Source organism: Methylocystis sp. (assembly GCF_021731785.1).
In the GTDB taxonomy this organism is placed as follows: domain Bacteria; phylum Pseudomonadota; class Alphaproteobacteria; order Rhizobiales; family Beijerinckiaceae; genus Methylocystis.
Map to the genome: position 1 here is coordinate 1 of NZ_JAKFWS010000115.1, position 26,504 is coordinate 26,504.

A 26,504-nucleotide genomic window follows, 5' to 3' on the forward strand; every position below is an offset into this window, starting at 1 on the left:
GCGTGGCGCGCGCCATCAGCCGCTCGGTCTATGGCCAGGACCTCATCGACTTAAACGAGAACTGGCGCATTCTGATCGGCGGGCGCTACGATCTTCTCGCCCAGCGCGAGCGCGTCTTCGATCCCTTGGGCGCGCTCGCCGGAGAACCGACATCGAGCCTGAGCAAAGGGATCAAGGGCTATTTCTCGCCGCGCGCCGGCATTCTCTATCGCCCGGACGAGGAGACGCAGTTCTTCGCCGCCTATGGCAAATCGCTGATCCCCAACACCGGCGTGCGGATTCAAAGCGGCGAAGCGCCGCCGCCGCAGCAGGACACGCAATATGAGCTGGGCTTCCGGCGCGAGTTCATGAACCGCAAGATGAGCTTCGAGGTCGGGCTCTTCGACATCGCCCGCGACAATGTCGCGATCCCCAATCCGGCCAATCCCAGCGGCTTTTACTCGGTCGTCACCGGCCAGCAGCACAGCCACGGCATCGAAGTTAATCTTGGCGGCGAAATCCTGCCGAACCTCAAAATCAACGCCGCCGCGACATTCCTGCATGCGCTGGTGTCGAAGGACGACAACATTCCCTCGCAGCAGGGCAGCGATCTTCTGGGCGCGCCGCGCCGGGTCTATAACTTCTCCGCCAATTACACATTCGACACAGGCGACCTCAAGGGGCTCGAACTCGGCGCAAGCTACTACTACGCCAGCCGCCTCGAAGCGACGCTGCCCAACACCTATGGCTTTACGCTCGCGCCCCAGCAGATGCTCGGCGCCTCGCTCGCCTATAATTTCACCGACAATCTCAGATTCGAACTCAATGCCGCCAATCTAACCAACCAATCCAACTGGACATCAAACGGCGCCCTCTATCACGGCGAGCCAAGGACAATCGCCGCAAGCCTCACTTACAAATATTGACGCGACGCCATGGCTCGACATTCGAATCCCCCACGGCGCATCCGCCAACCGAGTGAAACTTCGGGACGATCGACACGAGAGAACAGGGCGATTAATTTCGTTTCGATTTCTCAAGCGCTTCTCGTCGCCGACCATGCAAGCGTCAGTCACGCTGCCCGGGCGCTTGGCGTACGCCAATCCGCAGTTAGCCGCCGCGTTCAGGCGCTCGAAAACGAGCTGGGAGTATCTCTGTTCGAACGACAGTTGAATGGCGTCCGACTGACGGTCGCCGGCAAGCGTTTCTTCGATCGGACTCGGGCCGCGTTCGCCGAAATCGATCATGCGGTGGCAAACGCTTTGGCGGCGGGACGCGGCGCGGAGGGCATGATCCGCATCGGAGTTCTCCCTTCCACTATCAATGGTTGCCTGAGCGAGCTGCTGTACGATTATCGGGCGGCGCATCCCGCCGTCGCCATGGAATTCTACGAAGGTCCGGCTCCGAATCAGATCGCGCGAATTATGGAGCGTCGTCTCGACGTCGCTTTTCTGGTCGATGGAACGCCGACGCCTGGCTGCGATATCGAAAGATATTGGAATGCCGGCGTCTGCGTCGCCTTGCCTGACCAACATCCGCTCACGGGTTGCGACTTCGTCGATTGGGACTTGCTGAAGGACGAGCATTTTATTCTGGGCCGCGAGGCGATTGACGCGGGGCTCGACAGAATTGCAGCCGAGCGCATTGAGGGGTTCGGCGGCCGGATGTCGCTCGAAACCCATGACATTTCACAAGACGCCGTGATGAAACTTGTTGTGCTGGGATTTGGCCTCGGCCTCGTGAACGATTCAAACGTTTCGATTTGCTATCCAGGCGTCGCTTTTCGACAGCTCCCGCGCGACGATAGCCATCTCGGCTTTTGCGCCGTCTGGCTGCCGGGCAACGACAATCCGGCGTTGCGTCGCTTTATCAGCCTTGCGCGGACGATGGCGAAGAAAGGCTGAAGGGTGATTTTGGCGGCGTCGGCGCGGCGGGCTTCTTTGTGGAATTGCGGGATTGCGCAAAGCCTCGATCGCTCGCAATAAATTTCTCCAGCATCGGCGCAATGAGTTTTGCCGGGTCGATGGACTTGCCGGTTTCCTTCGCGAGAAGCTCCGCATAAGCGATCAGATTTCGATGAAGCGCGGCGGACAGCGTGACGGTGAGCTTCACCGGTTTGTCGTCATCGATCCCGGCGAGTTTCAGTTTGGTCATGGATCGTCTCGCTTGGCGGCGATTTCACTGCGTTCATGGTAGGGCGCGAGGACAAGGTCGCGGGTGACGATAACGCGAACGGGAAAACCAGGACGAATAGTGAGCGTCGGCTGGATGTTGAGATTGCGGCCGACAATCTGCTGGCCGGTCTGATTGAGGCTTTGCGCGCCGCCGCGTCGCAGCGCCTGGATCAGCGCATTTTCTTCGCCGGTCGTTCCAAGCTGGGTTCCGACGCCGAGAATGGTCGAAAGCGCGGCCGCGCCGGCGAGGCGCAGCCAATGATGATCGACTTCATCTTCGAGGCCGGAGTAGCCACCGGCGTCGGCGCCGGGCTGGCGCTCCAGCACGATCGATTGGCCGTCCGGAAGGATAAGCCGATTCCACACGAGCAACACGCGCGATTGGCCGAAGGCTATTGCCGAGTCATAGACACCGATCAGCTTCGCGCCCTGGGGGATAAGGAGGAAGCGGCCGGTCGGGCTGTCATAGACGTTCTCGGTGACTTGCGCGGTGATCTGGCCGGGAAGATCGGAGCGGATGCCGGTGACGAGCGCCGCGGCAATGACGGCGCCGGCCTGCAGAACATAGCGCGAGGCCGGCTGCGCCAGACGGTCGGAACTCACAGTGCGTCGATCCGCGGGCGCGTTGACGAAAGCGAGTTTGCGATCCTGCATATTCTGGAGCGCATTGGGATCGATCGGCGGCCCCTCGCCGAATTCGACGCCCGTTGATGCGGACGCGTTTCCCGATGTAGGCGCAAACGGGACAGCCGCCGGACGCTCATGCGCATTCGTCGATGTGAAGAGTTTCGCGGTGCGCGCCGCCTCGCGTTCCTGGCCGATGCGTTGTTGTTCCGGGTCAACGCCATTTGATGACGGCAATTGCCCCTGCGCGGCAAGGATCGGCCGACCGAGATCGCCGGGCAACGGCGGGCCGAGTTTCGGCACATTTTTGGGAAGGCCCGTATAGTCCCGCGGCAGCGCCGCGAGGCCATCGGCGGTCGTCTTCGCTTCCGTGTTGTAGAGTTCCGGCGCAGAGCCGGAGCGCCCGCGCTGCTGCAAAGCGAAGACGGTCAGCCCCAGAATGGCGGCGGCGGAGACGCCGGAGAGCGCGATCAACACACGGCGGGAGAGACGCGTCACCGGCGGACGCTCGGGTCGAAGCCGCAATTCCTCAGTGAGCCTCTTCTCGTTCTCCGGCGCGCTCATATCGCCGGCCTCCCGTCGCTGCGCACGATACGAACGACTTGCTGCGAGTCGGCGCCAAAGCGCAGTTCCGCGGCGGCGAAGAGCCGATCAATGATCATATGATTGCCGCGCACGCGATAATTGACGAGCTGGCTGTCGCCGGCGGCGCCGATGATGAAAAGCGGCGGCATTTCGCCCTGGGAGATCCCGCGCGGAAATTCGACATAGACCTTGCGACCATCATCGAAGGCGCGCAGCGGTCGCCAGGGCGCGGCGTCGCCCTCGATCGTGTAACGAAAATTGAGTCTTGAGAGATCGAGACCGACGTCGATGGGCGCGGCAGCCTCGGCGGCGACATTCTGCCGCCGCAATGCGATGAGTTCGTCCTGCGGATATTGCCAGGAGACGGAGGCCATATAGGTTTTCTCGGTCGAGCGCAGTTCGAGATGATAGGTGCGCCGATCGGTGTTGATGACAAGATTGGTCATCAGATCGGCGCGCGTCGGCTTGACCATGATGTGGGTTTTTCGCGTATTCCCCACGCCGCTTTCCGTATCGCCAATGATCCAGCGCACCGTGTCGCCGGCAGCGACGGGACCGGAGCCGACGAGCTGCTCGCCGTCCTGCAGGGCGATGTCGGTGATCTCGCCGGGGGCAGCATAGACCTGATAGAGCGCGCCGTCGGAAAACGGATAGACCTGTACGGCATTGATATAACCGGCGCGACGCGGTTGCATCCGCGCGGCGGCGTTCGCCTGTTCGACTCGTATTTTCGGATCGCTCGGCTCGGGACGCTCGCCCACGCCCCCCGCGAGGGATTTAAGCTGGCCCGGAAGCGGCAGGAGTTTGGGGATTTCGACGATTCTGACCGGGTTCGGCGGATCGCTCTGCAGCGCCGCAGGAGACGGCATGTCGTCGTAGTCGATCTCCGGCGGCTTGAAGGTCGAGCAACCGGCAAGCGCCGTGGAGCCGAGAAGCAGAACGACCGAAGCACGAAGCGAAAGCAGCGTCATTGTCCAAGCTCCTTCGACCAGTTGACCGCGTGGATGAAGACGCCGAGCGGATTCTTGCGCAGGCGCTCGGCGTCGCGCGGCGGTTGAACGATGATGGTGAGGATGGCGGTCCAGCGTTCGGTCGCGGCGAGACGGGCGTTCTCGTAGCGGCGCTCGGTCCAGGCGACGCGAAAGGAATCGTCCGAGGCGCGAATGACGCTCGCGACCTCGATCGCGATCTGGATTTGGCCGATTTTGGCGAAGGGGTCGTTGACGCGGGCGTAATCGTTTAAGGCGAGCGCGCCTTTATCGGTCGCGAAGTCATAGGCCTTGAGCCAATTCTGGCGGACGATGATCGGATCGGCTGGGATGGCGCGGACATTCTCGACGAAGCGCGCAAGATGCCAGGCGATCTGCGGATCGGTCGGCTTGTAGTCGGCGATGGCCGGCGCGATCGCCTGCGCTTCGCCGATCTTGTCGACCTGCACCACCCAGGGAACGATCGATTCACGCGCGCCCTGCCAGACCAGCGCCGCGGCGAGGCCGCCGGCGAGAAAGAGATTACAGAGCGCGATGAGCCGCCAGTTCTTCGCCTGCACGCGCGCCGAGCCGATGCGTTCGTCCCAGACTTGGGCGGCTTTTTGGTAAGGCGTTTCGGGTTCGGGCGTTCGCCCGTAGCGAATGGAAGAGCGTTTGAACATCAGCGCGCCTCGGAGAGAGAGATGGAAGCGCCGGCGCCATGGGCGTCGCCAGCGCGGACGGAATGAGCGGCGAGAGAGAGGCCGTGACTGACAGCCTGAGCGCGCTTCAGGCGCTTCGCCCAGGCGGGCTCGCCGCTGGTAAGAGGGGCGGAGGCGTTTGACGCCATCGAAGGGTCGGTGCCGCCGCTTGCGGCTGACGCCGCGCCGCTTGTTGAAGCCGCGGACGGCCAGCCCGCCGGGCCTGCTCCTCCTCCCGGCCGGCCATTCGGCCCGGAAGGCGGCGCGCCAGGAGAAGACGGCGCGCTCGCGCCGCTCCCCGGCGGGATCATCGTCGCGGCAGCGGTGTCGCGGCTACCGCCAAGCGAAGCGAGGGCGCCGCCCGCGTAACGCGCCGCGCCATAGCCGGCGGCCGCGCCGCCGGCGACAATGAGACTGGTTCCGACGACGGCGCCCGCGCCAAGCTGCGGTCCGCCCGAGACGATGCCGTTCGCGACCCCGGGACCGAAGACGCCAAGGCCGAGAAGCGTCAGCGCCGCGAGCACCAATGTCATGGCGTCGTCGATCGTCGGCTGCGCGCCGCCGGCTCCTTGCGTGAATTGCGCAAACAAGGTCGAGCCGATGCCGATGATGACAGCGAGCGCCAGCACTTTGACGCCGGAAGACACGACATTGCCGAGTACGCGTTCGGCTAGGAAAGCGGTCTTGCCGAAAAGGCCAAAGGGGATGAGCACGAAGCCGGCGAGCGTCGTCAGCTTGAACTCGATCAGCGTGACGAAGAGCTGGATGGCGAGGATGAAGAAGCTGAGAAGAACGATCAGCCAGGCGAAGAGTAGGACGGCGATCTGGATGAAGTTCTCGAAAAACGAGACATAGCCCATCAGACCGGAGATCGCCTCGAGGATCGGCCTGCCGGCGTCGATGCCGACCTGCGCGACGCGTCCAGGACGCAAAAAATCCGCCGCAGCGAGGCCGCTGCCGGCGGCTTTGAGGCCGAGGCCAGAGAAACTCTCGAAGACGATGCGGGAGAGATTGTTCCAGTTGCCAATGAGATAGGCGAAGACGCCGACGAAGAGCGTCTTCTTGACGAGACGGGCGATGATGTCCTCGTCCGGCGCCAGGCTCCAGAACAGCGCGGCGAGAACGATGTCGATGACGACCAGCGTCGAAGCCAGAAAGCCGACCTCGCCGCCGAGCAGGCCGAAGCCGGAGTCGATATAAGAGGTGAAGACCTCGAGAAACCGATCGATGACGCCGCTCCCGCCCATGAGACGTCACTCACTCTTCGTCTTTTGCGAAGACTTTGGAGTCGGCGACGATTTGGGCGCGGTCGTCACCGCGGGCTTTTCGGGCGCATGCGGCGCCGAGGGGAACATGTCGAGCGGCTTTGGCGCGTCGCCCGCAGGTTCGGCCGGCGGCGCGAAGAATTTTCGCCGCTGCTCGGCCCAAAGCGCGCGGCATTTGGGATCATCGGCCTGTTCGATCGGGATCGTCGCGCAGCGCAGCAGCTCTTCGTCGATCCGAGGCGCTTTGACCGGCGCGCCCGTGGGCAAAATCGACGACGATTGCGCTCTCGCCGCCAAGTCGGCGTCGCAAGCCGCCTCGACGCCGACAAGGGCAATGGCGCCGATCACGACGCCGAGCGCGATGAAGCCGATATTCTCTGGAGCGATCCAATCTTCGATTTTCATCTCGTCGCGCCTCAATCAATGGAACATCGAGACATTGCCGGGCTGATAGCCCTGGCCGGGCGCGATGAAGCGGCGCATCTGTTCGCGCGCCTGTTCCTGCGCTTGCGCGCTGCGCGCCATCTCCAGCGACTGGGCGCGGCCTTGCGAGGCGAGCAGCGCCGTCACATCAGCGAGCTGCTTGCTTTGCAGGGCGAGAAGCTGATTGCCGGCCTGCGACGCCTGGAGGGCGCCGACAGCCGATTGGCTGGACGAGATCAGCGCGCTGGCTTCGGATCGGGCGGTCTCGACGCCCTGCACGATCCCGGCCTGAACCCGCAGCGCATCTTGAAACCCCGCGAGAGAATTCTGCCAGCGCTGGCGAGCGCCATCGATGAGCGATGCGCTGCTCGCCGACGCGTTCGCCGCGCCATAATGCGTCGAGAAGGCCTGATCGATCTGCTGGACGTCATAGGCGATGCGCTGGGCCTGATGCAGAAGCTGCTGGGTCTGCGCGATCGATTGCTGGACGCTCTGCAGCGAAGAATAGGGCAGACTGGCGAGATTGCGCGCCTGATTCATTAACATCCGCGCCTCGTTCTGGAGGCTCGATATCTGATTGTTGATCTGCTGAAGCGTATTCGCCGCCGTCATGATGTTCTGGGTATAGTTGCTCGGATCGAACACCATGAACTGCGCGCGCGTCGCCCCGAGCGGCGCCAAGGACAGCGCCAGAGCGAGCGCAAGGCTGCTTACCGATATAGGGAAACGACTGCGATTCATGACACGGCCTCCAGTTCGGCTTCTGGGGAGAGAAGATCGGCGGCCCAGACGAGGCCGCGACTGACCAGCCAGGCGCGCGCAAAGCCGTCACGGCCATATTCGGCAAGGAGCCCGGAGATGAGTCTTTGATCTGTCTTCGAGGACGCCGCGCAGAGCGCCAGCGCCAGCGGACCGAGGCCAAGTTCGAACAGCCGATTGCCGCGCCGCGATTGGCAGTAGTAGTCGCGCTTTGGCGTCGCCCGCGCGATGATCTCGATCTGCCTGTCGTTCAGGCCGAAGCGGCGATAGATGGCGGCGATCTGCGGCTCGAAGGCGCGTTCATTCGGGAGAAACAGGCGCGTCAGACAGCTCTCGACGATCGCCGGCGCAATCGGGCTCGTTTCGATATCGGCGAGCGACTGGGTGGCGAAGACGACGGAGGCGTTCTTCTTGCGCAGGGTCTTGAGCCATGCGCGCAACTGGCCGGCAAAACCCTTGTCGTCGAGGGCGAGCCAGCCTTCATCGACGATGATCAGGCTCGGCGACCCATCGAGTTGGCCTTCGATGCGATGGAAGAGGTAGGCGAGAACGGCGGGCGCGGCCGATGAGCCGATCAGCCCTTCGGTCTCGAAAGTCTGAACGTCGGTGGCGCCGAGAACTTCGGCGTCGGCGTCAAGGAGCCGCCCATGCGGTCCGCCAAGGCAGAAAGGTTTTAGTGCGCGCTTGAGGGCGTTGGATTGCAGAAGGACGGAAAGTCCGGTGAGCGTGCGCTCGGCAACCGGCGCCGACGCCAATGAGCCAAGCGCCGTCCAGAGATGTTCTTTGACTTCGGGCGTGACGCCGACATTTTCGCGGGCGAGTATCGCTGCGATCCATTCGGCCGCCCAGGCGCGCTCCGCGACCTCATCGATCCACGCCAGCGGCTGCAGGGCGACGGGATCGATGGCGTCGTCGCTGAGCGAACCGCCAAGATCATTCCAGTCGCCGCCCATCGCGAGCGTCGCCGCCCGCGCCGATCCCCCAAAATCGAAGATGAAGACCTGAGAATTTTCATATCGGCGAAACTGCAGCGCCATCAACGCCAGCAGCACGCTCTTGCCGGCCCCGGTCGGACCGACAATCAGCGTATGCCCGACATCGCCGACATGCAGCGAGAAGCGAAACGGCGTCGATCCTTCCGTTCGCGCGAAGAACAGCGGCGGTGCGTGAAGATGCGCATCCTGCAGCGGACCCGCCCAGACCGCCGAGAGCGGAATCATATGGGCGAGGTTCAGCGTCGAGACCGGCGGCTGACGGACATTGGCGTAGACATGTCCGGGAAGCGAGCCAAGCCAAGCTTCGATGGCGTTGACCGACTCCACCATGCAAGTGAAGTCGCGGCCCTGTATGACCTTCTCGGCGAGGCGCAGCTTTTCGTCGGCGAGGCGCGGATCCTCGTCCCAGACAGTGAGCGTCACCGTCACATAGGCTTCGCCGATAAGATCGGAGCCGAGATCCTGCAACGCGGCGTCAGCGTCGAGGGCCTTGTTATGGGCGTCGGTATCGACCAGCACCGAGGCCTCATTGGTCATCACCTCCTTGAGGATGGCGAAGATCGATTTGCGCTTGGCGAACCATTGCCGGCGGATGCGGGTGAGGACCTTCGTTGCGTCGGTCTTGTCGAGGGTAAGCGCCCGCGTCGACCAGCGATAGGGAAAGGCGAGCCGATTGAGTTCGTCGAGCACGCCGGGATAGGTCGCTGAGGGAAAGCCCATGATGGTGAGGGAGCGCAGATGCGCATTCCCGAGCCGTGGTTCGAGGCCTCCGGTCAGCGGCTCGTCGACCAGAACGGCGTCGAGATGCATCGGCGTCTCGGGAACGCGCACATTGTGGCGTTTGGTCGAGACGCAGGAATGAAGGTAGGTCAGCGTCTCGGCGTCGGAGAGCCATTCGGCTTCCGGCGCAAAACCTTCGATCAACTGCAGCAGGCGATCGGTGCGATCGATGAAGCCGGCAAGCATCGCGCGCGGCGTATCGCCAGCGGCGCGCCCTTCATAGAGCCAGCTCTCGGCGCCGGCCGCATCGTCTTCCGGCGGGAGATAGACGAGGGTTAGAAAATAGCCGCTCTCGAAATGCGTGCCTTCCTCTTCAAATTGCGCCCTGCGCTCTTCGTCGACCAGCGCCGAGACGGGATCGGGAAAGCAGCTTGCGGGATAATGCTGCGCGGGATTGCGCTGCGCCTCGACGAAGATCGCCCAGCCTGAGCCGAGGCGTCGCAGCGCGTTGTTGAGGCGCGCCGTCGCGCCGATGAGTTCCGCTTGCGTCGCGCTATCGAGGTCCGGCCCCCGAAACCGCGCGGTTCGTTGGAACGAGCCATCTTTGTTCAATACGACGCCGGGCGCCACCAGCGCCGCCCATGGCAGGAAATCGGCGAGACGTTGCGGCTTTTTTCGATATTCGGCGAGGTTCAGCATCAACGCCTCTCCTCAAGCGCCAAGATGTGCGGGGTAGCGCAGATGCCGTCGCACGACTTCGACGAAGTCGGGATCGCGCTTGGCCGCCCAGACGGCGGCAAATTGCGCCACGACCCAGAAAGCGAGCCCGGCAATCCAGAGACGCAGACCAAGGCCGAGCGCCGCCGCGAGCGTGCCGTTGAGAATGGCGATGGCGCGCGGCGCGCCGCCGAGCAGGATCGGTTCGGTCAAGGCGCGGTGGACGGGAACGCGGAATCCTGCGACCGAGCCGCCATTTTGGATGAACGCATTCTCCATCAGATCAGCGCTCCGCCGCCGAAGGAGAAGAAGGACAGAAAGAAGCTCGACGCGGCGAAGGCGATGGAGAGGCCAAAGACGATCTGCACCAGCCGCCGAAACCCACCCGACGTGTCGCCGAAGGCGAGCGTCAGGCCCGTGGTGATGATGATGATCACCGCCACGATCTTGGCGACCGGCCCTTCGATCGACTGGAGGATCTGCTGGAGCGGCTGCTCCCAGGGCATGTTTGAGCCTGCGGCGAAAGCCGGTGAGGAAAGCACGGCGACGCCAACGATGGGAAAGACAACCCCAAATCGTTTGCGAACAAAAATCCTATTCATGATCTTCTCCGAGTTTGAGATGGGTGAGATCGGCGAGCGCGTAGTCGCCGCATTCGTTCAGCCCCTGGACGGCGGCGAGTTCGATGAGCCGGCGGCCTTCGCCGCGACCCGCCAGCACGGCGATGATCTGGATCGTCTCGGCGATCATCGCGCGCGGAACGGTGACGACGGCTTCCTGGATGAGCTGTTCGAGGCGGCGCAGCGCGCCGAGCGCAGAACCGGCGTGGATCGTGCCGACGCCGCCCGGATGTCCGGTTCCCCATGCCTTGAGCAAATCGAGCGCCTCGGGCCCCCGCACTTCGCCGATCGGAATGCGGTCGGGCCGCAGGCGCAGCGATGAGCGCACGAGCTCCGAGAGCGTCGCGACGCCTTCCTTGGTGCGCAGCGCCACGAGGTTCGGCGCCGCGCATTGCAGTTCGCGCGTATCTTCGATCAGAACGACGCGGTCGTTCGACTTGGCGACCTCCGCAAGCAGCGCGTTGACGAGCGTCGTCTTGCCGGTCGACGTGCCGCCCGCGACAAGAATATTGCTTCGCTCGACGACGGCGGCGCGCAGGATCGCCGCCTGCTGTAGTCCCATGATCCCGGCGGCGACATAATCGTCAAGCGTGAAGACGGCGACCGCCGGCTTGCGAATGGCGAAGGCGGGCGCCGCGACGACAGGCGGCAGCAAGCCCTCGAAGCGCTCGCCTGTTTCCGGCAACTCCGCCGACACCCGCGGCGCGCCGGGATGAACCTCGGCGCCGACATGATGCGCGACCAGGCGCACGATGCGTTCGCCGTCTTCGGGCGAGAGGCGCGCGCCGGCATCTTCCAATCCGCTCGTCAGGCGATCAAGCCAAAGCCTCCCGTCGGGATTGAGCATGATTTCGACGACGCTGTCATCGTCGAGCCAATCGGCGATCTGTGATCCCAGCGCCGTGCGCAACATGCGCGCGCCGCGCGAGACTGCTTCCGTATTGGGAGATTGAGCCGCCACGTTCGCCCCCGGTTCTCCACGAACCGCGTGCGAGCGGTTCGAAGCCGGGGTCGATTAAGAAAGGCCCAAGCCAAGCAATTGCAACAGGCTCCTCGGCGGCGTAGTAGTCTGGCGCGCAAAGACAGGGGAAAAGAAAGGTCAAGGCTCGCAGGCATCGTTTTAGGAAACGAGGTCAAGCCGGCGCATTCAGCCTGAAACAGGTTAGCGGTCGGATATTTGAGAGCGACGCACCTTGATGTTCCATTTGTGCCCCAATCGGGCCATCTCTACCGCGAAACGCGATCTCGAATGCTAGCCTTCTCGAGAACCGACGCCAAATCGCGCAGCCGAGACGGTGCGCGTTCGTTAACCTTCCTTCCATCACGTCCAAACAGCACGTCAAAGCCTGTTGGGTCAACGACCAACCACTTTCCGTCATATCGCTTGCGTAACGTTCGACCAGTTGCTTCAAACAAGCTCATCCCACCGGCGACCCTGCGGGCGTCTCACCGCTTGATCATCAGCCGGTCATATCGCAAATCTAGATCTGCCGAACGATAAGGCCCTCCGTGTCCGATCGGGTCCACCGTGACCTGGGGAAGGGCAATTTCTCGAAATCGGCAGCCGGAGAATTCACGGCGAGCCCCTGGGCGCGCAATGAAGCGTCAGCCCCGGCGTAACCTGCCTGAAGCAGGAGTTCGATTTCCGCAGGCGTGAACGGGTTGAGACGCGTTCGCAGATTTGCTGCCTGCGCCGCGGAATTGGCGGTCATCGGCAGCGCATCTGCCACGCTGTAGGCCGCAATCGGTGTATCGATGCTCCAAAAGGCGACCTTGCGCTGCCCGAGGTTGTTCATGCCGAAAAGAATTCGCTTCCGGGAATTTTCGACCTGCTGCTGCACAAGATTCAGTGTCCGGAAAATTTGGCCCGTCCAGCGCCCGGTTGGCGAACCGATCTCGGGAGTGTTGCAGCCTGCATTGCTCACGAGGATTGTTCGGCAGCGTTTCCACACGCGCTCAAGACCGAGATTGTCATACACGCCGCCGTCCGTGAGAACCGCTTCTTCCGTAAACGGCGGGCGGTGAAGATCGGCCCCCTGCATCGGGCGGACGGCGTCTCGATCGAATTTCAAACGCACGGGAGAAAGGAATGGAGGAAACGCGGACGAAGCTGCAACGACTCTTGCCAGTGACAAACGCGGATGATCGATGCGCCCGACGCGGTAATCGGCGGCATAGGATTTTGCAAAACGCCAGCCGCTTCCCGTTTGCAGATTTGTCGCCATGAACGTGAATCTTGGATGATCGGGAATATCTTGCAGCGTCGCGCCGGAAAAAAGATATCGGTCATACGCCGCAGCCACACTGTCGGCCGCGGTCCTGCCCGGAAGAATCCCTGACAGGATGGCTCGTACATCAACACCGATCGCGCTAAAACGGATGAGGGGAGAGGCCACCCGATCGTCGAAATTGAGCGCAATGCCATGATTATCGAAATCCAGTTCCGGCCAAGCGCGGGCCAGCATGCCGGCCGTTATCGACCCGCCGGACACACTGGCGATTTCCTTCACTCTCGGAAGGAAGCCAAGTTCATTCAAACGGGCCAGCGATCCCACATGATATATCATGGCCCTGTATCCTCCACCGGAAAGGCAGAGCCCGATAACGTCTTCAACTTTTTCGGCATTGAGAAAATCGCCGCCGGAGAATCCCGCTGCAAACAAGCTTTGCATATCTTTGGCGGCAGGCTGCTGTGTCATACGGTCCGATAAATCCTTTATTGAGTGGCGTCGGGCGATCGCTCATGGCCGCCAGCAAGGGAGAAACTGAAGTCGCCGTTGTCCGCGGCAATTGCCATGAGGGCCGGGACACCTTCAGCTTCGAGTTCGCTGCCAAGCCACACCATCTGCGCAATATCCGTCGAGCTCGGCCAGGCGGAAGACCCTCGCGGATGGGAATGCCACTCGCCGACATAACGGAGCTGATGCAGGGAGCCTTCAACGGCCATTTCGACGGCGTCCTGAAGTCCGACTACGCCACGCTCGAACCCTGCCACGCTGGCACGGCTATCCTCGGGTTGGGGCAAGGCGTGCACGACGTGAATGGATTGCCGGCTGACATCGACGATACCAAGCAGGACGCCGCCGGTTTCGTTTGGCAGGTGCCGCGTGCGCAGACACGAAAGCGCCTGACGAAAACCTTCGTCGTAAGTGACACTCCAAGTACCGAACTCGATACGCGTGACCGGGGTGCCGTGCTTTTTCACAAGCTGCACCTCACCTTCGTCGCTCGCCGTCCAAATCTGGATAGCGGCCTGATCCTCGCCCATGCGTTCGCTGATGCCGCGGGCAGCCAGCGCGCTCAGAAGAGCGGCGCGTGTCGCCGGAATCCGGTTGGTAAGCGCGCGGCACGAACCGCTATAGCGGAGGCCGGGTCGATCAACCTTCAGATGGTTGGCGAGACGAAGATCGGACAGGAGAAGGCTGTGATACTGGGCTTCAAGATCGCTAAGCGTGATGCTGCGATCGCGGTCTTCGGCAAGCAGCACGACGGAATCACCCGCTGGGTTGAAGAAGGTGCAAAGTCTGCGTGCGGCCGTATCCGGCATGTCGGCGAGATAGCGCGAGACCGCGACGGACGCGGAAGCGTCAATAATCAGTTCAGCTTCGGAAAATCTGGCGGCAAGGTCTTGCGCAGTGTTCTCCCCGGGATTCATCACATCACAGAGGAATCCGGCAAATGCCTCATCGAGCAATGCTCCGAGCCGGCGTGCGAGCGCGAAGGCTTTCGGCGCGCCTGCGTCAGAAGTCAGGAGTGCGTGCCGCGCGAGATTATGCGGCATGAGGAAATCTTGGTCGACGACGGTCCAGGACAATGCGCCTTCTCTTGCAAGGTTGAGGGCGATCTGAGACCCGAGCGCGCCGGCGCCGATGAGCACAGTGCGGCTGCGGTTGACCTCTGAACGCCCGGCCACGGTCGAGGCCAGCTCGCGGTTGAAGCTGAACTGCACATCGGCCGGCTCAATGCGGATTTTCTCTGCATGCGGATCAGCGGGCACGCCCAGCACCTTCACGTAAGAATCGTTTGCTCCGACGCCGCTGGCGTTCTTGTAAAGGACGCCGAGCGCGGTTCCGACTTCGCCCGCCGATTCGAACGTCAGGAAGGCGCGCATGTCGTTGGCAGATGCGTCTTGACCAGCTTGCACGGGAAAGGCCACCACAATTGCAAGCAACGACGAGAGGCGACGCAAACTGTCGTCGTGAATCCCGGCCCATTCCGCAACACGCGCCTTGATTTCCCCGAGAAGATTGATCCCGCAGCGCCCCAATTCCTCGGCAAGGCCGGTCAAGGTCGTAGGCGCATGCCGCAAGCGGGACATGCCCTGCGGCGCCGCCCGAAAGGCAAGCACGACGAAACCGCATGGCTGTTCACGCCCTTTTTCCGAGGTTGGAGCCGCCGATGCGAAAATAATATTCTGGCTGTCGGATCGGATAAATCCGACGAGTTCAGGTATCTGTCCTGTCTCGGTTACAGCCGATGGTGGAATGACCAGCGTCAACGCCGAACGGAAGAAGAGCGGGTCCGGCGGCTGGGCCGGATCGTGAAGATCGCCGCGGGCCGCTTTGGCAAGCCAAAGCTGTATGCGTCTTACAAGTTCCGCCGGCGTGAAGGTAAGTCTTGCCTCCGCCCACGGCCTGTCGTCGACACAAAGGGCGCACGGTGCGCCTTCCGGCGTCCAGTTCTGGTGCGGAGTGTCCGGGAAGTCGTCGCGCAGCGCCAATACGCGCGGCTGCCCGCAAGTGGCCGGGAATAGGACCGCCACGGGCTCCGTTGCTTTGATCGGATGTGCAAGGTCCTGCGGGCGCTCAACGTCAACATCAAAGCGAATGGCGTCGTAATTTCCGTTCCGTCTGAATTCGGCGAGCGCCGCACCCGCCATGCGTCCTGCGGCGAGCGCCGACGCAAGCGCTCGCGCTCCCGGGGTTGTCAACTCATCCACATTCTCGATTTTTTCGCCAAAACCGAGCCACCACGGATGGACGTTCATTTCTAGCCAGCGCGGGCCGGAGTGGAGATGATGCTCGCCGCGCCAATCGTTGCGGAAACGGTTAGCAGACTGGCGCCGCGCTCTGTGATTTCGATCGTCGTCGGCTTGGGCTTGCTGGCCGACGGCAAATCCATTGTGACCTTAAACTGCCCGTCCTTGCCGGCGGCGACGCGCTTGTAATATGCGGCCGCCTGCCGGTGCGGCGGCTGGACATCCTTGTCCTCAGCGGAGCCATTGACCGGAATCGACCAGCTCGTCGACATCATGGTGGGACGGGCGCGTCCCTGAACTTCGTAAAGCCATTTAACCTCGTCGGTCGGCTTGGTCTCGTCCGAGCCTTTGTCAGGACCGATTGCGGTGTACGAGCAATGATGAGGAATCTTGAACACATCCCATAGCAGGCGGTCTTCGCGCTTGTGCCGTTTCGTCGTCTTCACGATTTGCTCGATTGAATCATAGTTGATGTCCGACATGAAAAGCGCGTGCGTCTCCCTTCCGCCCTCCAAAAAGGTCGCCTGGAAAACGACGCTATCCTGGTTTCGGTCGATCAACTCATTCTCGTTCTGACGCCAGCCGAAGGGGCTGTGGATGAAGAACTGCGCGCGCTCAGGACCTGTCGTCGAAATCCCCGGAACGAACTGCCCCGCGTCGGTAATCAGGTGGGAGCGGGATTCGAGAGTAAGGCCGTTGGCCTCCAGCCACGCCTTCAATTGAGTTGGGCGGGAGAAAACCCTGATGCCGCAGCCCTTTTTCAGGCGATGGCGCGCTTCCTGTCGAATAACGCGCGCTGTGTCGACGCAGCCGTCCTCCGTGATCGCCGCCGCTGGGACCCACAGCTCGCGAATCTTGATCCGGCCCTCGCCCTGATATTTTTGGGCGTGGTCGAGCCAGAAAAACTCGTCGGCTCCGCCGCAATGATCGTCGTCGAGATGCGTAAAGCAGACAACGTCGAAATCATCGCGCTTTGCGGCGCGCAGATCGGCTTTAAGCTCTTCGGGCAGATCGACGCGTTTGTCGGCGGGATCATCGTGGTTCCGCATGTCCGCGTAGTCGATGAGAAGCTTCTTGCCGTTGGCGAGATCAATGCGCGTGCAATCGGCATTCCCGAGAGGATGAAAAGTCAGCTTCGCAGTCACCGTCGCATCTCCTGTTCGAAAGAGTGGGTCGACGCGTTGGCGCGCCGCGTTAGAACTCAGTGTTTTTTGTCGCGAAGAGGAGTCGGATCCTTCCCCGGCGCAACAGTGTCCGAATCGCGCCAGCGGCCGTCACGCCCCTGGATGCGAACCTCGCCCCCGCCAAGTCCGCTAACGATGTCCTTGGCTCGCGACTCGGCTTCCTTCTGGGTGCCGTGGATGCTGCTGGCGCGCTCTGTGCCGGGCTTTTTCACGGCCCATTCATCCTCGTGGCGAACCACATACCGGTCATTTTTGGGCATATCTTAACCTTGAAATTGTTGACGAAACATCGCCATTAGGATATAAAATACACGTATCTAGTTTTAACGTCAATAAACTTTATATACCCACCTGGGGAGGGAGCCGAATGCAGGGTCAGGCGACGACGGAAAGAAGTTGGGGAGTTGAGCAGCGGCTGGAGTTCATTGAATTCCGCCTCTTTTGGGAGGGCGGAATAAACCGGTCAGACATCACGACCTTCTTTGGTGTATCCGTGCCGCAAGCCTCAAAGGACCTCAGCCAGTATCAAGTGCTCGCGCCGCTCAACATCAGCTACGACAAAAGAGAAAAGCGGTACCTCAAGACGGAGCGCTTTGCCCCGTTATTCCTTAAACCGGATTCGGACCGGTACCTGTCGACGCTGCGGTCGATTGCGGACAAGACTTTGTTGGCGAGCGAAACGTGGATTGCATACCCTCCCGCTGCCGGCCTTGTGCCGCTTCCCCACCGGCACGTTGATCCCGAAATGTTGCGATTAACGCTGGATGCCGTGCGCGGCCGAAAATCTATCGAAATTCGCTATCAGTCGCTGTCGGAAAAACATCTGGGGCCGACGTGGCGATGGATTTCTCCTCATGCGTTCGCGTTCGATTTGCACCGATGGCATGTCAGAGCGTTCTGTCACATAGATCGGACGTTCAAAGATTTTCTTCTCGCGCGCTTTTCGGGTATCCGGGATTCCGCGAGTGCGATGATCGGACCGGACAGGGACAGCGTCTGGAATGAAATTTTCACGGTGATCCTGCGCCCGCATCCGAAGCTCAACGAAAATCAGCGCCGGGCGATCGCTCAGGACTATTGTATGGAGAAAGAGAAACTGGCTGTGCCAATGCGGCTTGCTCTACTGTACTATTTTGTCAGGCGGCTTGACCTCGATCCTTATGACGAAATGCCGAACAAGTCCGAAAAAGAACGGCACGTCGTTCTGGACAACAAAGATGAGGTGAAGGCGGCTCTGGAAAGAGCAAACAGCGCGCCAACGATTGCCTCCGAAATCCTTCTGACTCCGCCGTCTTTTCCTCAACCCAAACTTCGCTAAAGGTGATTCGTTAAACAGGCTCATCTCTGTGGCGCCCATTGGCGAGGCCGCAGGAGGAGTTCGCCGATTCTATTCCATAGACTATCGACGGCTCGCTCAATGGCCGCTGCAGTAGGGTCTTGAGTTTGATATGAGGAGGCGTTTTCGATTGGATTGTAATCGAGGCTGGCGGCGGCAGGTAGCGCAGCGTTGTGCCCGCTCCGATCGCCGTGCGGACGCCTGCAGCTACGACGCAATGCTATTTGGTTCAGATCGGGCTTCTTGAGAAACCTCTTGCGACAGTCGCTGGCCCTTCGAGAGCCTCCGCCCCAATGCCTCGATGAAACTTTCGTAGCGCTCGCGGCCCTTGGCCTGTGCGGCGGCCTGCGTGCCCTCGGGCAATGGCGGGGTCGCGGTGAGCCAGGCGCGGATGTAAAGCGCCAACGCCTCGACCGAGAATTCGAGGTCGCGCTCCATACGGTCGACCGAGCGCGTGAGGCGGTCGAACCGGCGCGTAATCGCCGCCTCCCAGCGATCGGCGTCGTCGGCCGTGAGGAACGACATGATCGCGGCTTCGGCTATCGCCGATTTGGCGGCGCGCTCCTTGTCGGCGAGCTTTTCCAGCCGCGCCATCATGTCGGCGTCGAGATAGACGGAGAGGCGCTGCTTTACCGGCATCGACGCCTCACAACGCTATGCCGTCGTCGGGGTCCATCGCGACCTGCCGCGCGACGGATCGGAATGTGCCGCGGAGCGCGCGGGCGCGGATCGCTTCCTCGTCGCCCGTGTCTTCGTCGACAGGCTCCTCTCGCGATGGCAAGGACGCGGTTTTCTCCGGCGCTATGGCCTCATGCTCCGGAATTTCGGGCTCACGCCGAATGCCGCTATTCGCGGGGTCTTCGTCATCCGATGTTGTCGCGCCGATCTGTTCCGCGGCGACGGATTCCGCCTGACCCGAGGGTGATATATTCCACTCATCTTCCGGGTCGCGTTGCATTGCCCCGCGCGGCGCGGCGTTGCTATCGGCAGGTTCGAGTTGCGGCGGGGGCAGTATCCGCGCCGTCAATCGCCGATCTTCATAGTAGCGCGCCTTCTTCGCGCGGATTGGCGGAAGACCCGAGACCAGCACCAATTCGTCCGCGGGCGACAGCTGCATGACTTCGCCCGGCGTCAACAACGGCCGGGCGGTTTCCTGGCGGGACACCATCAGATGCCCGAGCCAGGGGCTGAGCCTGTGGCCGGCGTAATTTTGCATGGCGCGCAGTTCGGTCGCTGTGCCGAGCGCGTCGGACACACGCTTGGCTGTGCGCTCGTCATTGGTCGCGAAGGAAACGCGCACATGGCAATTGTCGAGGATGGCGTTGTTCGGCCCATAGGCCTTCTCGATCTGATTGAGCGACTGGGCGATCAGAAAGCTCTTCAGCCCATAGCCGGCCATGAAGGCGAGCGCCGATTCGAAGAAGTCGAGCCGGCCGAGAGCGGGAAATTCGTCAAGCATCAGCAGCACGCGATGGCGGCGGTTCGTGGCGTCGAGTTCCTCCGTCAGTCGCCGGCCGATCTGGTTCAATACCAAACGCACGAGCGGCTTTGTGCGAGAAATGTCGGACGGGGGCACGACGAGATAGAGCGTCGCCGGCCGATCGCCCGAAACGAGTTCGTCGATCCGCCAGTCGCAGCGGCGCGTCACCTGCGCCACGACCGGATCACGATAGAGTCCAAGAAACGACATCGCCGTCGACAGTACGCCGGAGCGCTCGTTTTCTGATTTGTTCAAAAGCTCGCGCGCCGTCGAGGCGACGACCGGATGCGGTCCGCCGGCGCCAAGATGCTTTGTCGTCATCATCGCCTTGAGCGTCGTCTCGATCGGCCGCTTGGGGTCCGAGAGTAAGTTGGCGACGCCGGCGAGCGTCTTGTCGGCTTCGGCATAGAGGACATGCAGGATCGCGCCGACGAGAAGCGAGTGGCTGGTCTTTTCCCAGTGATTGCGCCGCTCCAGCGCGCCCTCGGGATCGACGAGAATGTCGGCGACGTTCTGAACGTCGCGCACTTCGGCGGGCCCGCGCCGGACTTCGAGCAGCGGATTATAGGCGGCGGAATGAGCGTTGGTCGGATCGAACAGCAGCACGCGGCCGAAACGCGCGCGCCAGCCGGCGGTCAGGCTCCAATTCTCGCCCTTGATGTCGTGGACGATCGCCGAGCCAGGCCAGGTGAGCAATGTCGGAACGACGAGACCGACGCCTTTCCCGGATCGCGTCGGCGCGAAGCAAAGAACGTGTTCTGGCCTGTCATGGCGCAGATATTCACGGTCGAGGCGGCCGAGCACGACGCCGTCTGCGCCGAGCATTCCAGCATTGCGGACCTCGCCTGCCGTCGCCCAGCGCGCCGACCCATAGGTGACGACATTCTTGGCTTCGCGCGCGCGCCAGATCGACATGGCGATCGCGACGGCAATGGAGGCGAAGCCGCCGGACGCCGCAATGGCTGCGCTCTCAACAAAGACGTGGGGCGCGTAGGCGTCGAAATGATACCACCACCAGAAGAATGCCGGCGGCGCGTAGAAAGGCCACGAGCCGATGACGAACCATGACGGCCCCAATTCAGGCTGGAAGGCCAACCGCCACGCCGTCCATTGCGTCGCGCCCCATGTCGTCGCGAGCACGATCGCAAAGACGACGAGAATTTGGCCCCAGAGGATTCGCGTGGCGGTCATGCGCGCCAACATCCGCGCGCGCATGTCGCGCGCGCAAGGGCTGTCGGGCGATGATCGAAGTTTAGCGCGCTATGGCGCGTAATGACCGGGTATGGAATCGAAAAGATCGACAGCCAACGTCGCATCGTTCAAGGTAGTCATTTCTCGTGCTGGGCATTTAGGGCCCCGCGATTTCGGAAGGACCGGTGCGGTAGCCCCTAATCGCTTCATTCGCGACGAGGGACTGCAGCTTAAAATGCCTCGGGAGGGTCACATGACAACGGGGGTTTGTTGCATTCTCGTTCATGGGACGAAATTCCATCAAAAACTCCCGCTTATCAGATGGTTTTACGATACCATTCCAGCTTGGGTTAAGCCCGACTCCAAAATGTGGGAAACGCTAAGCAATAGATTTCCTGGTTGCGAGATCAAGGCGTTCACCTGGCCGGGTTCACACCACCAAGCTGTGCGACACGCGGCGGCGAGCGAATTGGCTCTCCTACTAAACGAACTGCGGGACAAGCGTCAGCGCATTATTGTCATCGGGCATAGCCACGGGGGAAACGTCGCGCTGCAAGCCGCATATCAAGCACCGCTTGCTCAAGTGGAGCTAATCACCTTGGATACGCCTTTCATTGCAGAGCGGCATGCATCGGAGAACGTGATCGCCGACAGAATAGCGATTTTCGTTGGCATGACGGGGACATTCTTGCTGGCGGTGGCCGGTGTAGCGGACGTTTATTTTCTGAGAAGCGAGTGGATCATGGGGATTTTCCTGGTGTTCGCTGCTTGGATTGCGTTTCTGAAGCGTTACAACACCACGTTCGCCCGAAAATTTGGGCAGGCGTGGGTTGCCCGAAGATCCAGTGTTCAAGAGACCTTCGCTGGTCGGCGGTTAAGAAGGGGCGTGCGATGTCTCGTGGTGCTGCATCCGCGGGATGAAATTTTGGCCGCATTCCGGGAGTTACATGCCTGGATAGCTGTACACATCAAGCCAAAACGCCATCTGGCGACGCAGATCGTTCAATTGCTGATGTGGTTTGGCGTTATTTTCGCAGGCGCCACTTTCGCAAGCACGATTGGGACTCGACTGCCAGAGCCGTACTCGAATATCGGCATTCTTGCAAAAGGAGTATTGCTACTTCCAGCAGGTTACATCTTATTGCGTTTCATTCCTATCTTATATCCAATGACCAAGTTCATAATAGCAGGGTTTGCGATCGTCTTCTTGCGACCGTTGTGCACACTCGGGCTTAGCCTGGATGGATTATACGTTGATGCGCAGCTGCTCGGTGTTCCCAAGGTGGATGCGGGCGCGTCTTTCGAACGCTTCGATGTTACAGAAGCGGAGGTCAGCCCTGCAGTGTTCCCGTTGACGGAAGATGATTCGGATTGGAATCTGACCCAGAGTTTGGGAGTTCGAGCAACGATGAGAGACGCTGTTGCAGTCGTAAGGCGGACCAACGCCGAGATAGGAAAACTGATCAACTGGTTACGTCGAACCGCGGCAGCCAGGTTCCACCGGAACGTGTGCGCCCATCCTCAGGTTTTGAAAAAGATACAGGGGTGGCTTTAGAAAATTGTGCAGCCTGGTAGCGGCAGCGGTCGATTTAGCGTCCGCCTCGGTCCAAGAGTTGCCCTATATCCCGATTCCTCGCTTCCGGCCGAGACTCCATTCTACCCGGCCGCCTGGCGACATGACGCCAGAGACATGCTTGCCGAGTTCTCGTTCGAGCGACGGCGACCAGGGGACGAGGCTGAAGCCGAGGCCGTCGTCGATCATGGCGTAGCGGCCGGTGGCGAGTGTGAGGCGCTGGCGATAGACCCCGGCGACGGACTCTCCCTCAGCGACCGCGTGGCGCGGGAGGCCGGTTTCTGACGCGAGCCGTGTGGCGGCTTCGTCGAGTTCGCGTGCGCGCAATGTGTCGAGCAGATCGCGCGCGAAAATAAGTCGTTGGCCCTGCCGGCGCGCCAGGCCCTCGGCGACGAGATGTTCGGCGCGCGCTTCCATGGCGTCGCGCACCTCGCGGCCAAAGCCCGCCTCCGACAGTGGCGTCGCCTCCCTGGCGACCAGGCGGCGATCGAGCCAAGTCGCGCCCGTCGCATGAATTTGCTCTTCGATCGTGAGATCGGAGCGCACGGCGAGGACGAGTCGCGATGATGCGCCCTCGCGCGATGCGAGGCGTCTGACCTCAACGACGGCGCCCGGCGCTGCGTCGCTGGTCGCGTCGAGATCGGCGAAGCGGATGTGGTGAGCGCGGCTGTCCACACCGTCGATGACCGCGAAGGCGGAGCCCTTCAATTCGTCGTCGAGGCCGCGTGAGACGAGACGGCCGATGATCAGATCGCCGTGCGCTTCAGTGTTCCAAGCAAAGTTGGCGGCGCCGCGCTCGATGCCGCGCTCGGTCAGACCGCGATGGATGCGCTTGATGATGTCGCCGCGTTCGCCGAGCGCGCGAAGGACGCTCTCGGCTTCCTCGGCCATGATCCATTGTCCGGGGCTGACCGGCGCAGCGAGGCCGAGTTTTTCCAGCTTGCGGGCGCGCGCGACCAGCATGGTTCGCTCGACGTCGTTCTCCTGGGCGCCGCTTGACCGAAGATCAATCACGCCATCGCGGCGGGAGGCTTCGCGCGCGAGCGCCTGATCGAGCGGCGTCCAGCGGTCGGCCTCGACTTGGCTTTCGAGAGCTCGGCGAATCTCCTGGTCGGCGCGGGGACCAAGCTCCAAGGTGACGAGCTGCTCGGCTCGAGCGCGCATGCCTCGGCTGATGTAATCGCGGCTGATGACGAGATCTCCGCCGTCGTCGGCGCGTCCGCGCGCCAGCACATGGACATGCGGGTGCTCGGTGTTCCAATGGTCGATCGCGACCCAGTCGACGCCTGTGCCGAGATCGCGCGACATTTGCGCCATGAGGTCGCGCGTGAAGGCGCGCAGATCGGAAATCTCAGCGGCGTCATCGGGGGAGACGATGAAGCGGAAGTGGTGTCGGTCGCCTTGGCACCGCTCGGCGAAGGCGCGGGCGTCGGCCTCGTCGCCACCCGCGTCGAACATTTTTCCCGGCGCGCCGTCGCGGGTGACGCCGTCGCGGCGAAGGTAGGAAAGATGCGCCGCGAGCGGTGCGGATTTTGGGCTGTGCCGAACGACGCGCGCCTTGACCACCACGTGGCGGGATTTCGCGCTCAAGCCCCGCAGCGCGCCGAGGCTTGCGGCCCGGCCACGTCCGAAGCCGACACGACTCTTTCCCCGCGCGCCGGAGCGATGCAGGCCGCCGGCCTTTTGGGTCGCCGCCAGGACGCGGGCGACGAAGCTCTTCCCCCTTACCGGCTTCTTCGAACGGATGCGGCCGGGACGGACGCGGATATCATCGTCATGCGACATGGAGGAACGCCGACGAGGTGAAAATTGGTGTGTTCGTGCAACGACATGTCGAGATCGCCAGGCTGCGCCGCAAATTGACAGCCTGTGCGAAGAGATTGAGGTTCAACGACAAAACGACCGCCAGACAAGGCCGCAGGCTGTCCCTTTTATCCTGCCATAGCTCGGTCGCTTGCGCTCCCTCGGCTGGGCTCGCGCCCAAAGGCGCGAGGCAGTACGCGATCATGCGATAAAGTGAGCAGACGGTCATCGTGATATTTCCGAGACGTGCCGAGCGACGAAAATGCCGGCGGTCTGCGGTGGGACGGCGCGTAACGATGCATTTGAAGCGCCATCCGAGTGCGGGTCCCGTGCAAAAATTTTGTCCTCGCGCTGCGCCGGAAAGAGAGGATGAGAAGCGGCGTTTTCGTTACTCGATGCATTGTTGAAGCCGCCATCCACAGTCGTTGCTTGCGTCAATTTTTGCCGTTGTCAAGGCGACGAACAACGGCGCGCGGAGCGTGTTGGAGGGTGTAGGAATTCGCATAGCCGGGACGTTGGCGAAGCCGAGTTCAGGCGCCAATCGGGCGACGTAGTCCGTCGTTTCGTCCGGCAATGAGCGTCCATGAAGAAATTCTTCATAGCGCCGCGGACCGGCGTTATAGGCCGCGAGAACTCCTATCTCACCGTAACGTTCAAACATCTCGGCGAGATAGGCCGCGCCCGCCAGAATATTGTCGTGCGGATCGAAGGGATCAGAACCAAGGCTGAGTTTGGTCTGTAGCTCAGCGTATGTCTTCGGCATGATCTGCATCAGGCCGATCGCGCCTTTTTCCGAGACGGCTTTGTCGTCGCCATCGCTTTCGGCGCGCATGACGGCACGTATCCAATTCGCCGGGACGTGGAAGCGGAGAGACGCCTCCTTGACGGCTTCGGTGACAATGTCTTTTGACGATTGTGCGTCGGTCGCCGCGCGGAGTCGGAGCATTTGGGACTGCGCCGGCGAAGCGGCCATAGCGCAAAGGAGCGCGCCAATGGCTGCTGCTCGGCCGGCGTACTGGAGTCGCGCGCAGCTTGCGTCGCGGGTGAGGAAGGCGACGGAGGCTGAGATCATCGATCGTCCTCTTTCGTCCAAAGAGGTGCGGCACGTCCGATGACTGCGTTGATCGGAAACGCGCCAAAATAGCGTCCGTCGAGGGACGCTGGTTCATCCCAGTTGAGGAGAAAAACCTCGCCGAAAAGGAGAGTGAAACAACCTTTCCAGACGGGCAGCGGACGGCCGGCGTGATCCTGTTCGCGCGCCTGCGTCATGACGATTCCATCGACGCTGACCGCGAGGCCGTCGCGGCATATTTTCTGACCGGGAAGTCCGGCGACGCGTTTGATCAGCGGCGCGCCCTTGGGGAGATAGCTGCGTTCGGCGAGCCAGTCGGCGAGCGATTCTGGAGGACGGGCGACGACAAGATCGGTGACGGTCAAATCGCCGATCGGCCGCACAGCATAGAGCCCGACAGGGACGCTGGCCGAGGCGTTCCAGACGACGAGCGGCTCGCGGTGAACGAAGGACGTAAATGCGAGCGCGCCGCAGGAAAGGAGCATGAGGGGGAAGACTTTCACCGTTAGACTTCAATCTTTGAGCGGAGCATCCAGGCGCGATGGCGCGCGCGCGAATAGGGGCGAGGCAACAATCCGGCGGCCAATCGGTTGTGAACATGACGCCAGTGATCGGGACAGATTTCCTGCGGCGCGAAGCCGAGCGCCTCGACGACGTCGATTGCTCTCAAGACGCGCTGGACTTTGTCCCAGCCGACCGATCGCAGCAGAATTTCAGCGCCGGGCCTGACGCCGGGAACGGTCGAACAGGGTTCGCCGACACGGCAGGCGCGTAAGATGTCGATGCGGGAAACCAGCGTCCCATGGCCGTTCGACGCCCAGCGCATGAAGGCGAAAATCGAATCCGGCGCGAAGGTCGAGATGCGTCGGCGGCGGTCGAGCGTGCTCTCGCGGATTGGCGTTCCGAAACGAATCCAGCGCTCGATCTTGCCTTTCAGGAAATAGAGTTCGACCTCCGTTGGCGCGCTCATGACGCGCCTCCGCCGAATGCATTTTCGACTTGCGGGTATTTCTGATCGAACAATGCGCGCTGCATGTCAGCGACAATCCGACAGCCTTCGGATGCGGCGCTATCGAGCCGCTTGAACGATTTTGCCTTGAGGGGGATGGCGCGAATGCGGAAGCTGACGCCAATCACGCTGGCGGCTTCTTTTTGCGAAGCCGAGTGTCGTGTCAGGAGATTCAGCGTCAGTTTGAAAAGCTCAAATCGCTGTCCAAGACACCGGAATTCGCCGGATGGGCGCGCAATAAAGTTAGATTCACTGTTAGTACAAGTTAGGCGCGCCGTTTTGCGCTCGAATAGAATGAGTTGCGAGTGATTTTGGTTCCCGATAGCACGCGCCAAGGGTTCCTGATGG

At 61.8% G+C, this 26,504-nt stretch carries 25 protein-coding genes and 1 pseudogene; 4 read left to right on the plus strand and 22 right to left on the minus strand.

Translation table 11 applies throughout. The features are described from left to right. The coding region (locus tag QZ964_RS16675) for a TonB-dependent siderophore receptor (protein WP_292532893.1) at nucleotides 1-905 on the plus strand (905 nt) is incomplete at its 5' end. Between the two features lie 9 nt (nucleotides 906-914). Further along, nucleotides 915-1,883 (plus strand): LysR family transcriptional regulator, encoded by a 969-nt coding sequence (locus tag QZ964_RS16680; protein ID WP_292532895.1) that lies wholly within the window; start codon nucleotides 915-917, stop codon nucleotides 1,881-1,883. On the opposite strand, the gene QZ964_RS16685 is transcribed toward QZ964_RS16680, so the two are convergent. From QZ964_RS16685 to QZ964_RS16755, 15 genes are all read right to left on the minus strand, one after another. Further along, nucleotides 1,849-2,133, minus strand: a complete 285-nt coding sequence (locus tag QZ964_RS16685; RefSeq protein ID WP_292532896.1) for a DUF2274 domain-containing protein — start codon at nucleotides 2,131-2,133, stop codon at nucleotides 1,849-1,851. The two genes, QZ964_RS16680 and QZ964_RS16685, sit on opposite strands and share 35 nt — an antisense overlap. Further along, complete coding sequence (locus QZ964_RS16690; protein ID WP_292532898.1) at nucleotides 2,130-3,341, minus strand: TrbI/VirB10 family protein; 1,212 nt, start codon at nucleotides 3,339-3,341, stop codon at nucleotides 2,130-2,132. Before QZ964_RS16690 ends, QZ964_RS16685 begins: the two co-directional genes overlap by 4 nt. Further along, nucleotides 3,338-4,333 carry a P-type conjugative transfer protein TrbG gene (gene trbG, locus QZ964_RS16695; protein WP_292532900.1) on the minus strand — a complete coding sequence of 332 codons (996 nt, stop codon included), beginning with the start codon at nucleotides 4,331-4,333 and terminating at the stop codon, nucleotides 3,338-3,340. Before trbG ends, QZ964_RS16690 begins: the two co-directional genes overlap by 4 nt. Beyond that, entirely contained in the window at nucleotides 4,330-5,013 is a 684-nt protein-coding gene (gene trbF / locus QZ964_RS16700; RefSeq protein WP_292532901.1) for a conjugal transfer protein TrbF, read from the minus strand. The genes trbG and trbF overlap by 4 nt, the downstream gene beginning before the upstream one ends. Then, the gene (trbL, locus tag QZ964_RS16705; protein WP_292532903.1) at nucleotides 5,013-6,278 is read right to left on the minus strand and encodes a P-type conjugative transfer protein TrbL; all 1,266 of its coding nucleotides are present in this window, start codon (nucleotides 6,276-6,278) and stop codon (nucleotides 5,013-5,015) included. Before trbL ends, trbF begins: the two co-directional genes overlap by 1 nt. Before the next feature lie 6 nt (nucleotides 6,279-6,284). Next, entirely contained in the window at nucleotides 6,285-6,701 is a 417-nt protein-coding gene (gene trbK-alt / locus QZ964_RS16710) for a putative entry exclusion protein TrbK-alt (protein WP_292532905.1), read from the minus strand. A gap of 15 nt (nucleotides 6,702-6,716) precedes the next feature. Then, nucleotides 6,717-7,460, minus strand: coding sequence for a P-type conjugative transfer protein TrbJ (trbJ, locus tag QZ964_RS16715; protein WP_292532906.1), 744 nt, complete (start codon nucleotides 7,458-7,460; stop codon nucleotides 6,717-6,719). Next, entirely contained in the window at nucleotides 7,457-9,892 is a 2,436-nt protein-coding gene (trbE, locus tag QZ964_RS16720; protein WP_292532907.1) for a conjugal transfer protein TrbE, read from the minus strand. Before trbE ends, trbJ begins: the two co-directional genes overlap by 4 nt. A gap of 12 nt (nucleotides 9,893-9,904) precedes the next feature. Beyond that, nucleotides 9,905-10,189 carry a VirB3 family type IV secretion system protein gene (locus tag QZ964_RS16725; protein WP_292532908.1) on the minus strand — a complete coding sequence of 95 codons (285 nt, stop codon included), beginning with the start codon at nucleotides 10,187-10,189 and terminating at the stop codon, nucleotides 9,905-9,907. Further along, the gene (locus tag QZ964_RS16730; RefSeq protein WP_292532910.1) at nucleotides 10,189-10,512 is read right to left on the minus strand and encodes a TrbC/VirB2 family protein; all 324 of its coding nucleotides are present in this window, start codon (nucleotides 10,510-10,512) and stop codon (nucleotides 10,189-10,191) included. Before QZ964_RS16730 ends, QZ964_RS16725 begins: the two co-directional genes overlap by 1 nt. Continuing rightward, nucleotides 10,505-11,443, minus strand: a complete 939-nt coding sequence (trbB, locus tag QZ964_RS16735; RefSeq protein ID WP_292532934.1) for a P-type conjugative transfer ATPase TrbB — start codon at nucleotides 11,441-11,443, stop codon at nucleotides 10,505-10,507. The genes QZ964_RS16730 and trbB overlap by 8 nt, the downstream gene beginning before the upstream one ends. Nucleotides 11,444-12,011: 568 nt before the next feature. Next, the gene (locus tag QZ964_RS16740; protein ID WP_292532911.1) at nucleotides 12,012-13,229 is read right to left on the minus strand and encodes a patatin-like phospholipase family protein; all 1,218 of its coding nucleotides are present in this window, start codon (nucleotides 13,227-13,229) and stop codon (nucleotides 12,012-12,014) included. Between the two features lie 17 nt (nucleotides 13,230-13,246). Further along, a complete protein-coding gene (locus QZ964_RS16745) occupies nucleotides 13,247-15,409 on the minus strand; it encodes a ThiF family adenylyltransferase (RefSeq protein WP_292532912.1) in 2,163 nt (720 codons plus the stop codon). Nucleotides 15,410-15,519: 110 nt separating this feature from the next. After that, complete coding sequence (locus QZ964_RS16750) at nucleotides 15,520-16,653, minus strand: hypothetical protein (RefSeq protein ID WP_292532913.1); 1,134 nt, start codon at nucleotides 16,651-16,653, stop codon at nucleotides 15,520-15,522. Between the two features lie 56 nt (nucleotides 16,654-16,709). Then, nucleotides 16,710-16,952: a DUF2188 domain-containing protein gene (locus QZ964_RS16755; RefSeq protein WP_292532915.1), complete on the minus strand. Its 243-nt coding sequence runs from the start codon at nucleotides 16,950-16,952 to the stop codon at nucleotides 16,710-16,712. Between the two features lie 107 nt (nucleotides 16,953-17,059). Here QZ964_RS16755 and QZ964_RS16760 point away from each other — a divergent pair, with 107 nt between their 5' ends. Continuing rightward, nucleotides 17,060-18,010, plus strand: a complete 951-nt coding sequence (locus QZ964_RS16760) for a WYL domain-containing protein (protein WP_292532917.1) — start codon at nucleotides 17,060-17,062, stop codon at nucleotides 18,008-18,010. A 225-nt stretch (nucleotides 18,011-18,235) separates the two neighbouring features. Here the strand turns inward: QZ964_RS16760 and QZ964_RS16765 are convergent, their stop codons facing one another. Together QZ964_RS16765 and QZ964_RS16770 are read right to left on the minus strand one after the other, a co-directional pair. Further along, nucleotides 18,236-18,667: a ribbon-helix-helix protein, CopG family gene (locus QZ964_RS16765; protein WP_292532918.1), complete on the minus strand. Its 432-nt coding sequence runs from the start codon at nucleotides 18,665-18,667 to the stop codon at nucleotides 18,236-18,238. 7 nt (nucleotides 18,668-18,674) lie between these two features. Beyond that, nucleotides 18,675-20,699 (minus strand): conjugal transfer protein TraG, encoded by a 2,025-nt coding sequence (locus tag QZ964_RS16770; protein WP_292532920.1) that lies wholly within the window; start codon nucleotides 20,697-20,699, stop codon nucleotides 18,675-18,677. Nucleotides 20,700-20,952: 253 nt separating this feature from the next. Here QZ964_RS16770 and QZ964_RS16775 point away from each other — a divergent pair, with 253 nt between their 5' ends. Next, nucleotides 20,953-22,254 carry an alpha/beta fold hydrolase gene (locus tag QZ964_RS16775; RefSeq protein ID WP_292532921.1) on the plus strand — a complete coding sequence of 434 codons (1,302 nt, stop codon included), beginning with the start codon at nucleotides 20,953-20,955 and terminating at the stop codon, nucleotides 22,252-22,254. 63 nt (nucleotides 22,255-22,317) lie between these two features. Here QZ964_RS16775 and QZ964_RS16780 read toward each other — a convergent pair whose 3' ends face one another. The 5 genes and pseudogenes from QZ964_RS16780 to QZ964_RS16800 form a co-directional block, all read right to left on the minus strand. Further along, nucleotides 22,318-24,057, minus strand: a complete 1,740-nt coding sequence (locus QZ964_RS16780; protein ID WP_292532922.1) for a VirD2 family relaxase/mobilization nuclease — start codon at nucleotides 24,055-24,057, stop codon at nucleotides 22,318-22,320. A gap of 544 nt (nucleotides 24,058-24,601) precedes the next feature. Beyond that, nucleotides 24,602-24,961, minus strand: a pseudogene (locus QZ964_RS16785) (lytic transglycosylase domain-containing protein); the annotation flags it as partial. Between the two features lie 182 nt (nucleotides 24,962-25,143). Then, on the minus strand, nucleotides 25,144-25,650 hold the full coding sequence (locus QZ964_RS16790; RefSeq protein ID WP_292532924.1) for a S26 family signal peptidase: 507 nt from the start codon (nucleotides 25,648-25,650) through the stop codon (nucleotides 25,144-25,146). 2 nt (nucleotides 25,651-25,652) lie between these two features. After that, nucleotides 25,653-26,117 carry a DUF2840 domain-containing protein gene (locus QZ964_RS16795; RefSeq protein WP_292532925.1) on the minus strand — a complete coding sequence of 155 codons (465 nt, stop codon included), beginning with the start codon at nucleotides 26,115-26,117 and terminating at the stop codon, nucleotides 25,653-25,655. Next, the gene (locus QZ964_RS16800; protein ID WP_292532927.1) at nucleotides 26,114-26,491 is read right to left on the minus strand and encodes a hypothetical protein; all 378 of its coding nucleotides are present in this window, start codon (nucleotides 26,489-26,491) and stop codon (nucleotides 26,114-26,116) included. Before QZ964_RS16800 ends, QZ964_RS16795 begins: the two co-directional genes overlap by 4 nt. Nucleotides 26,492-26,504 lie beyond the last annotated feature (13 nt).

Coding starts and splice junctions, on each gene's coding strand:
- QZ964_RS16680 (WP_292532895.1), top strand. CDS start 915: ATGGCTCGACATTCGAATCCCCCACGGCGCATCCGCCAACCGAGTGAA.
- QZ964_RS16685 (WP_292532896.1), bottom strand. CDS start 2,133: ATGACCAAACTGAAACTCGCCGGGATCGATGACGACAAACCGGTGAAG.
- QZ964_RS16690 (WP_292532898.1), bottom strand. CDS start 3,341: ATGAGCGCGCCGGAGAACGAGAAGAGGCTCACTGAGGAATTGCGGCTT.
- trbG (WP_292532900.1), bottom strand. CDS start 4,333: ATGACGCTGCTTTCGCTTCGTGCTTCGGTCGTTCTGCTTCTCGGCTCC.
- trbF (WP_292532901.1), bottom strand. CDS start 5,013: ATGTTCAAACGCTCTTCCATTCGCTACGGGCGAACGCCCGAACCCGAA.
- trbL (WP_292532903.1), bottom strand. CDS start 6,278: ATGGGCGGGAGCGGCGTCATCGATCGGTTTCTCGAGGTCTTCACCTCT.
- trbK-alt (WP_292532905.1), bottom strand. CDS start 6,701: ATGAAAATCGAAGATTGGATCGCTCCAGAGAATATCGGCTTCATCGCG.
- trbJ (WP_292532906.1), bottom strand. CDS start 7,460: ATGAATCGCAGTCGTTTCCCTATATCGGTAAGCAGCCTTGCGCTCGCT.
- trbE (WP_292532907.1), bottom strand. CDS start 9,892: ATGCTGAACCTCGCCGAATATCGAAAAAAGCCGCAACGTCTCGCCGAT.
- QZ964_RS16725 (WP_292532908.1), bottom strand. CDS start 10,189: ATGGAGAATGCGTTCATCCAAAATGGCGGCTCGGTCGCAGGATTCCGC.
- QZ964_RS16730 (WP_292532910.1), bottom strand. CDS start 10,512: ATGAATAGGATTTTTGTTCGCAAACGATTTGGGGTTGTCTTTCCCATC.
- trbB (WP_292532934.1), bottom strand. CDS start 11,443: ATGTTGCGCACGGCGCTGGGATCACAGATCGCCGATTGGCTCGACGAT.
- QZ964_RS16740 (WP_292532911.1), bottom strand. CDS start 13,229: ATGACACAGCAGCCTGCCGCCAAAGATATGCAAAGCTTGTTTGCAGCG.
- QZ964_RS16745 (WP_292532912.1), bottom strand. CDS start 15,409: ATGGCGGGTGCGGCGCTCGCCGAATTCAGACGGAACGGAAATTACGAC.
- QZ964_RS16755 (WP_292532915.1), bottom strand. CDS start 16,952: ATGCCCAAAAATGACCGGTATGTGGTTCGCCACGAGGATGAATGGGCC.
- QZ964_RS16760 (WP_292532917.1), top strand. CDS start 17,060: ATGCAGGGTCAGGCGACGACGGAAAGAAGTTGGGGAGTTGAGCAGCGG.
- QZ964_RS16765 (WP_292532918.1), bottom strand. CDS start 18,667: ATGCCGGTAAAGCAGCGCCTCTCCGTCTATCTCGACGCCGACATGATG.
- QZ964_RS16770 (WP_292532920.1), bottom strand. CDS start 20,699: ATGACCGCCACGCGAATCCTCTGGGGCCAAATTCTCGTCGTCTTTGCG.
- QZ964_RS16775 (WP_292532921.1), top strand. CDS start 20,953: ATGACAACGGGGGTTTGTTGCATTCTCGTTCATGGGACGAAATTCCAT.
- QZ964_RS16780 (WP_292532922.1), bottom strand. CDS start 24,057: ATGTCGCATGACGATGATATCCGCGTCCGTCCCGGCCGCATCCGTTCG.
- QZ964_RS16795 (WP_292532925.1), bottom strand. CDS start 26,117: ATGAGCGCGCCAACGGAGGTCGAACTCTATTTCCTGAAAGGCAAGATC.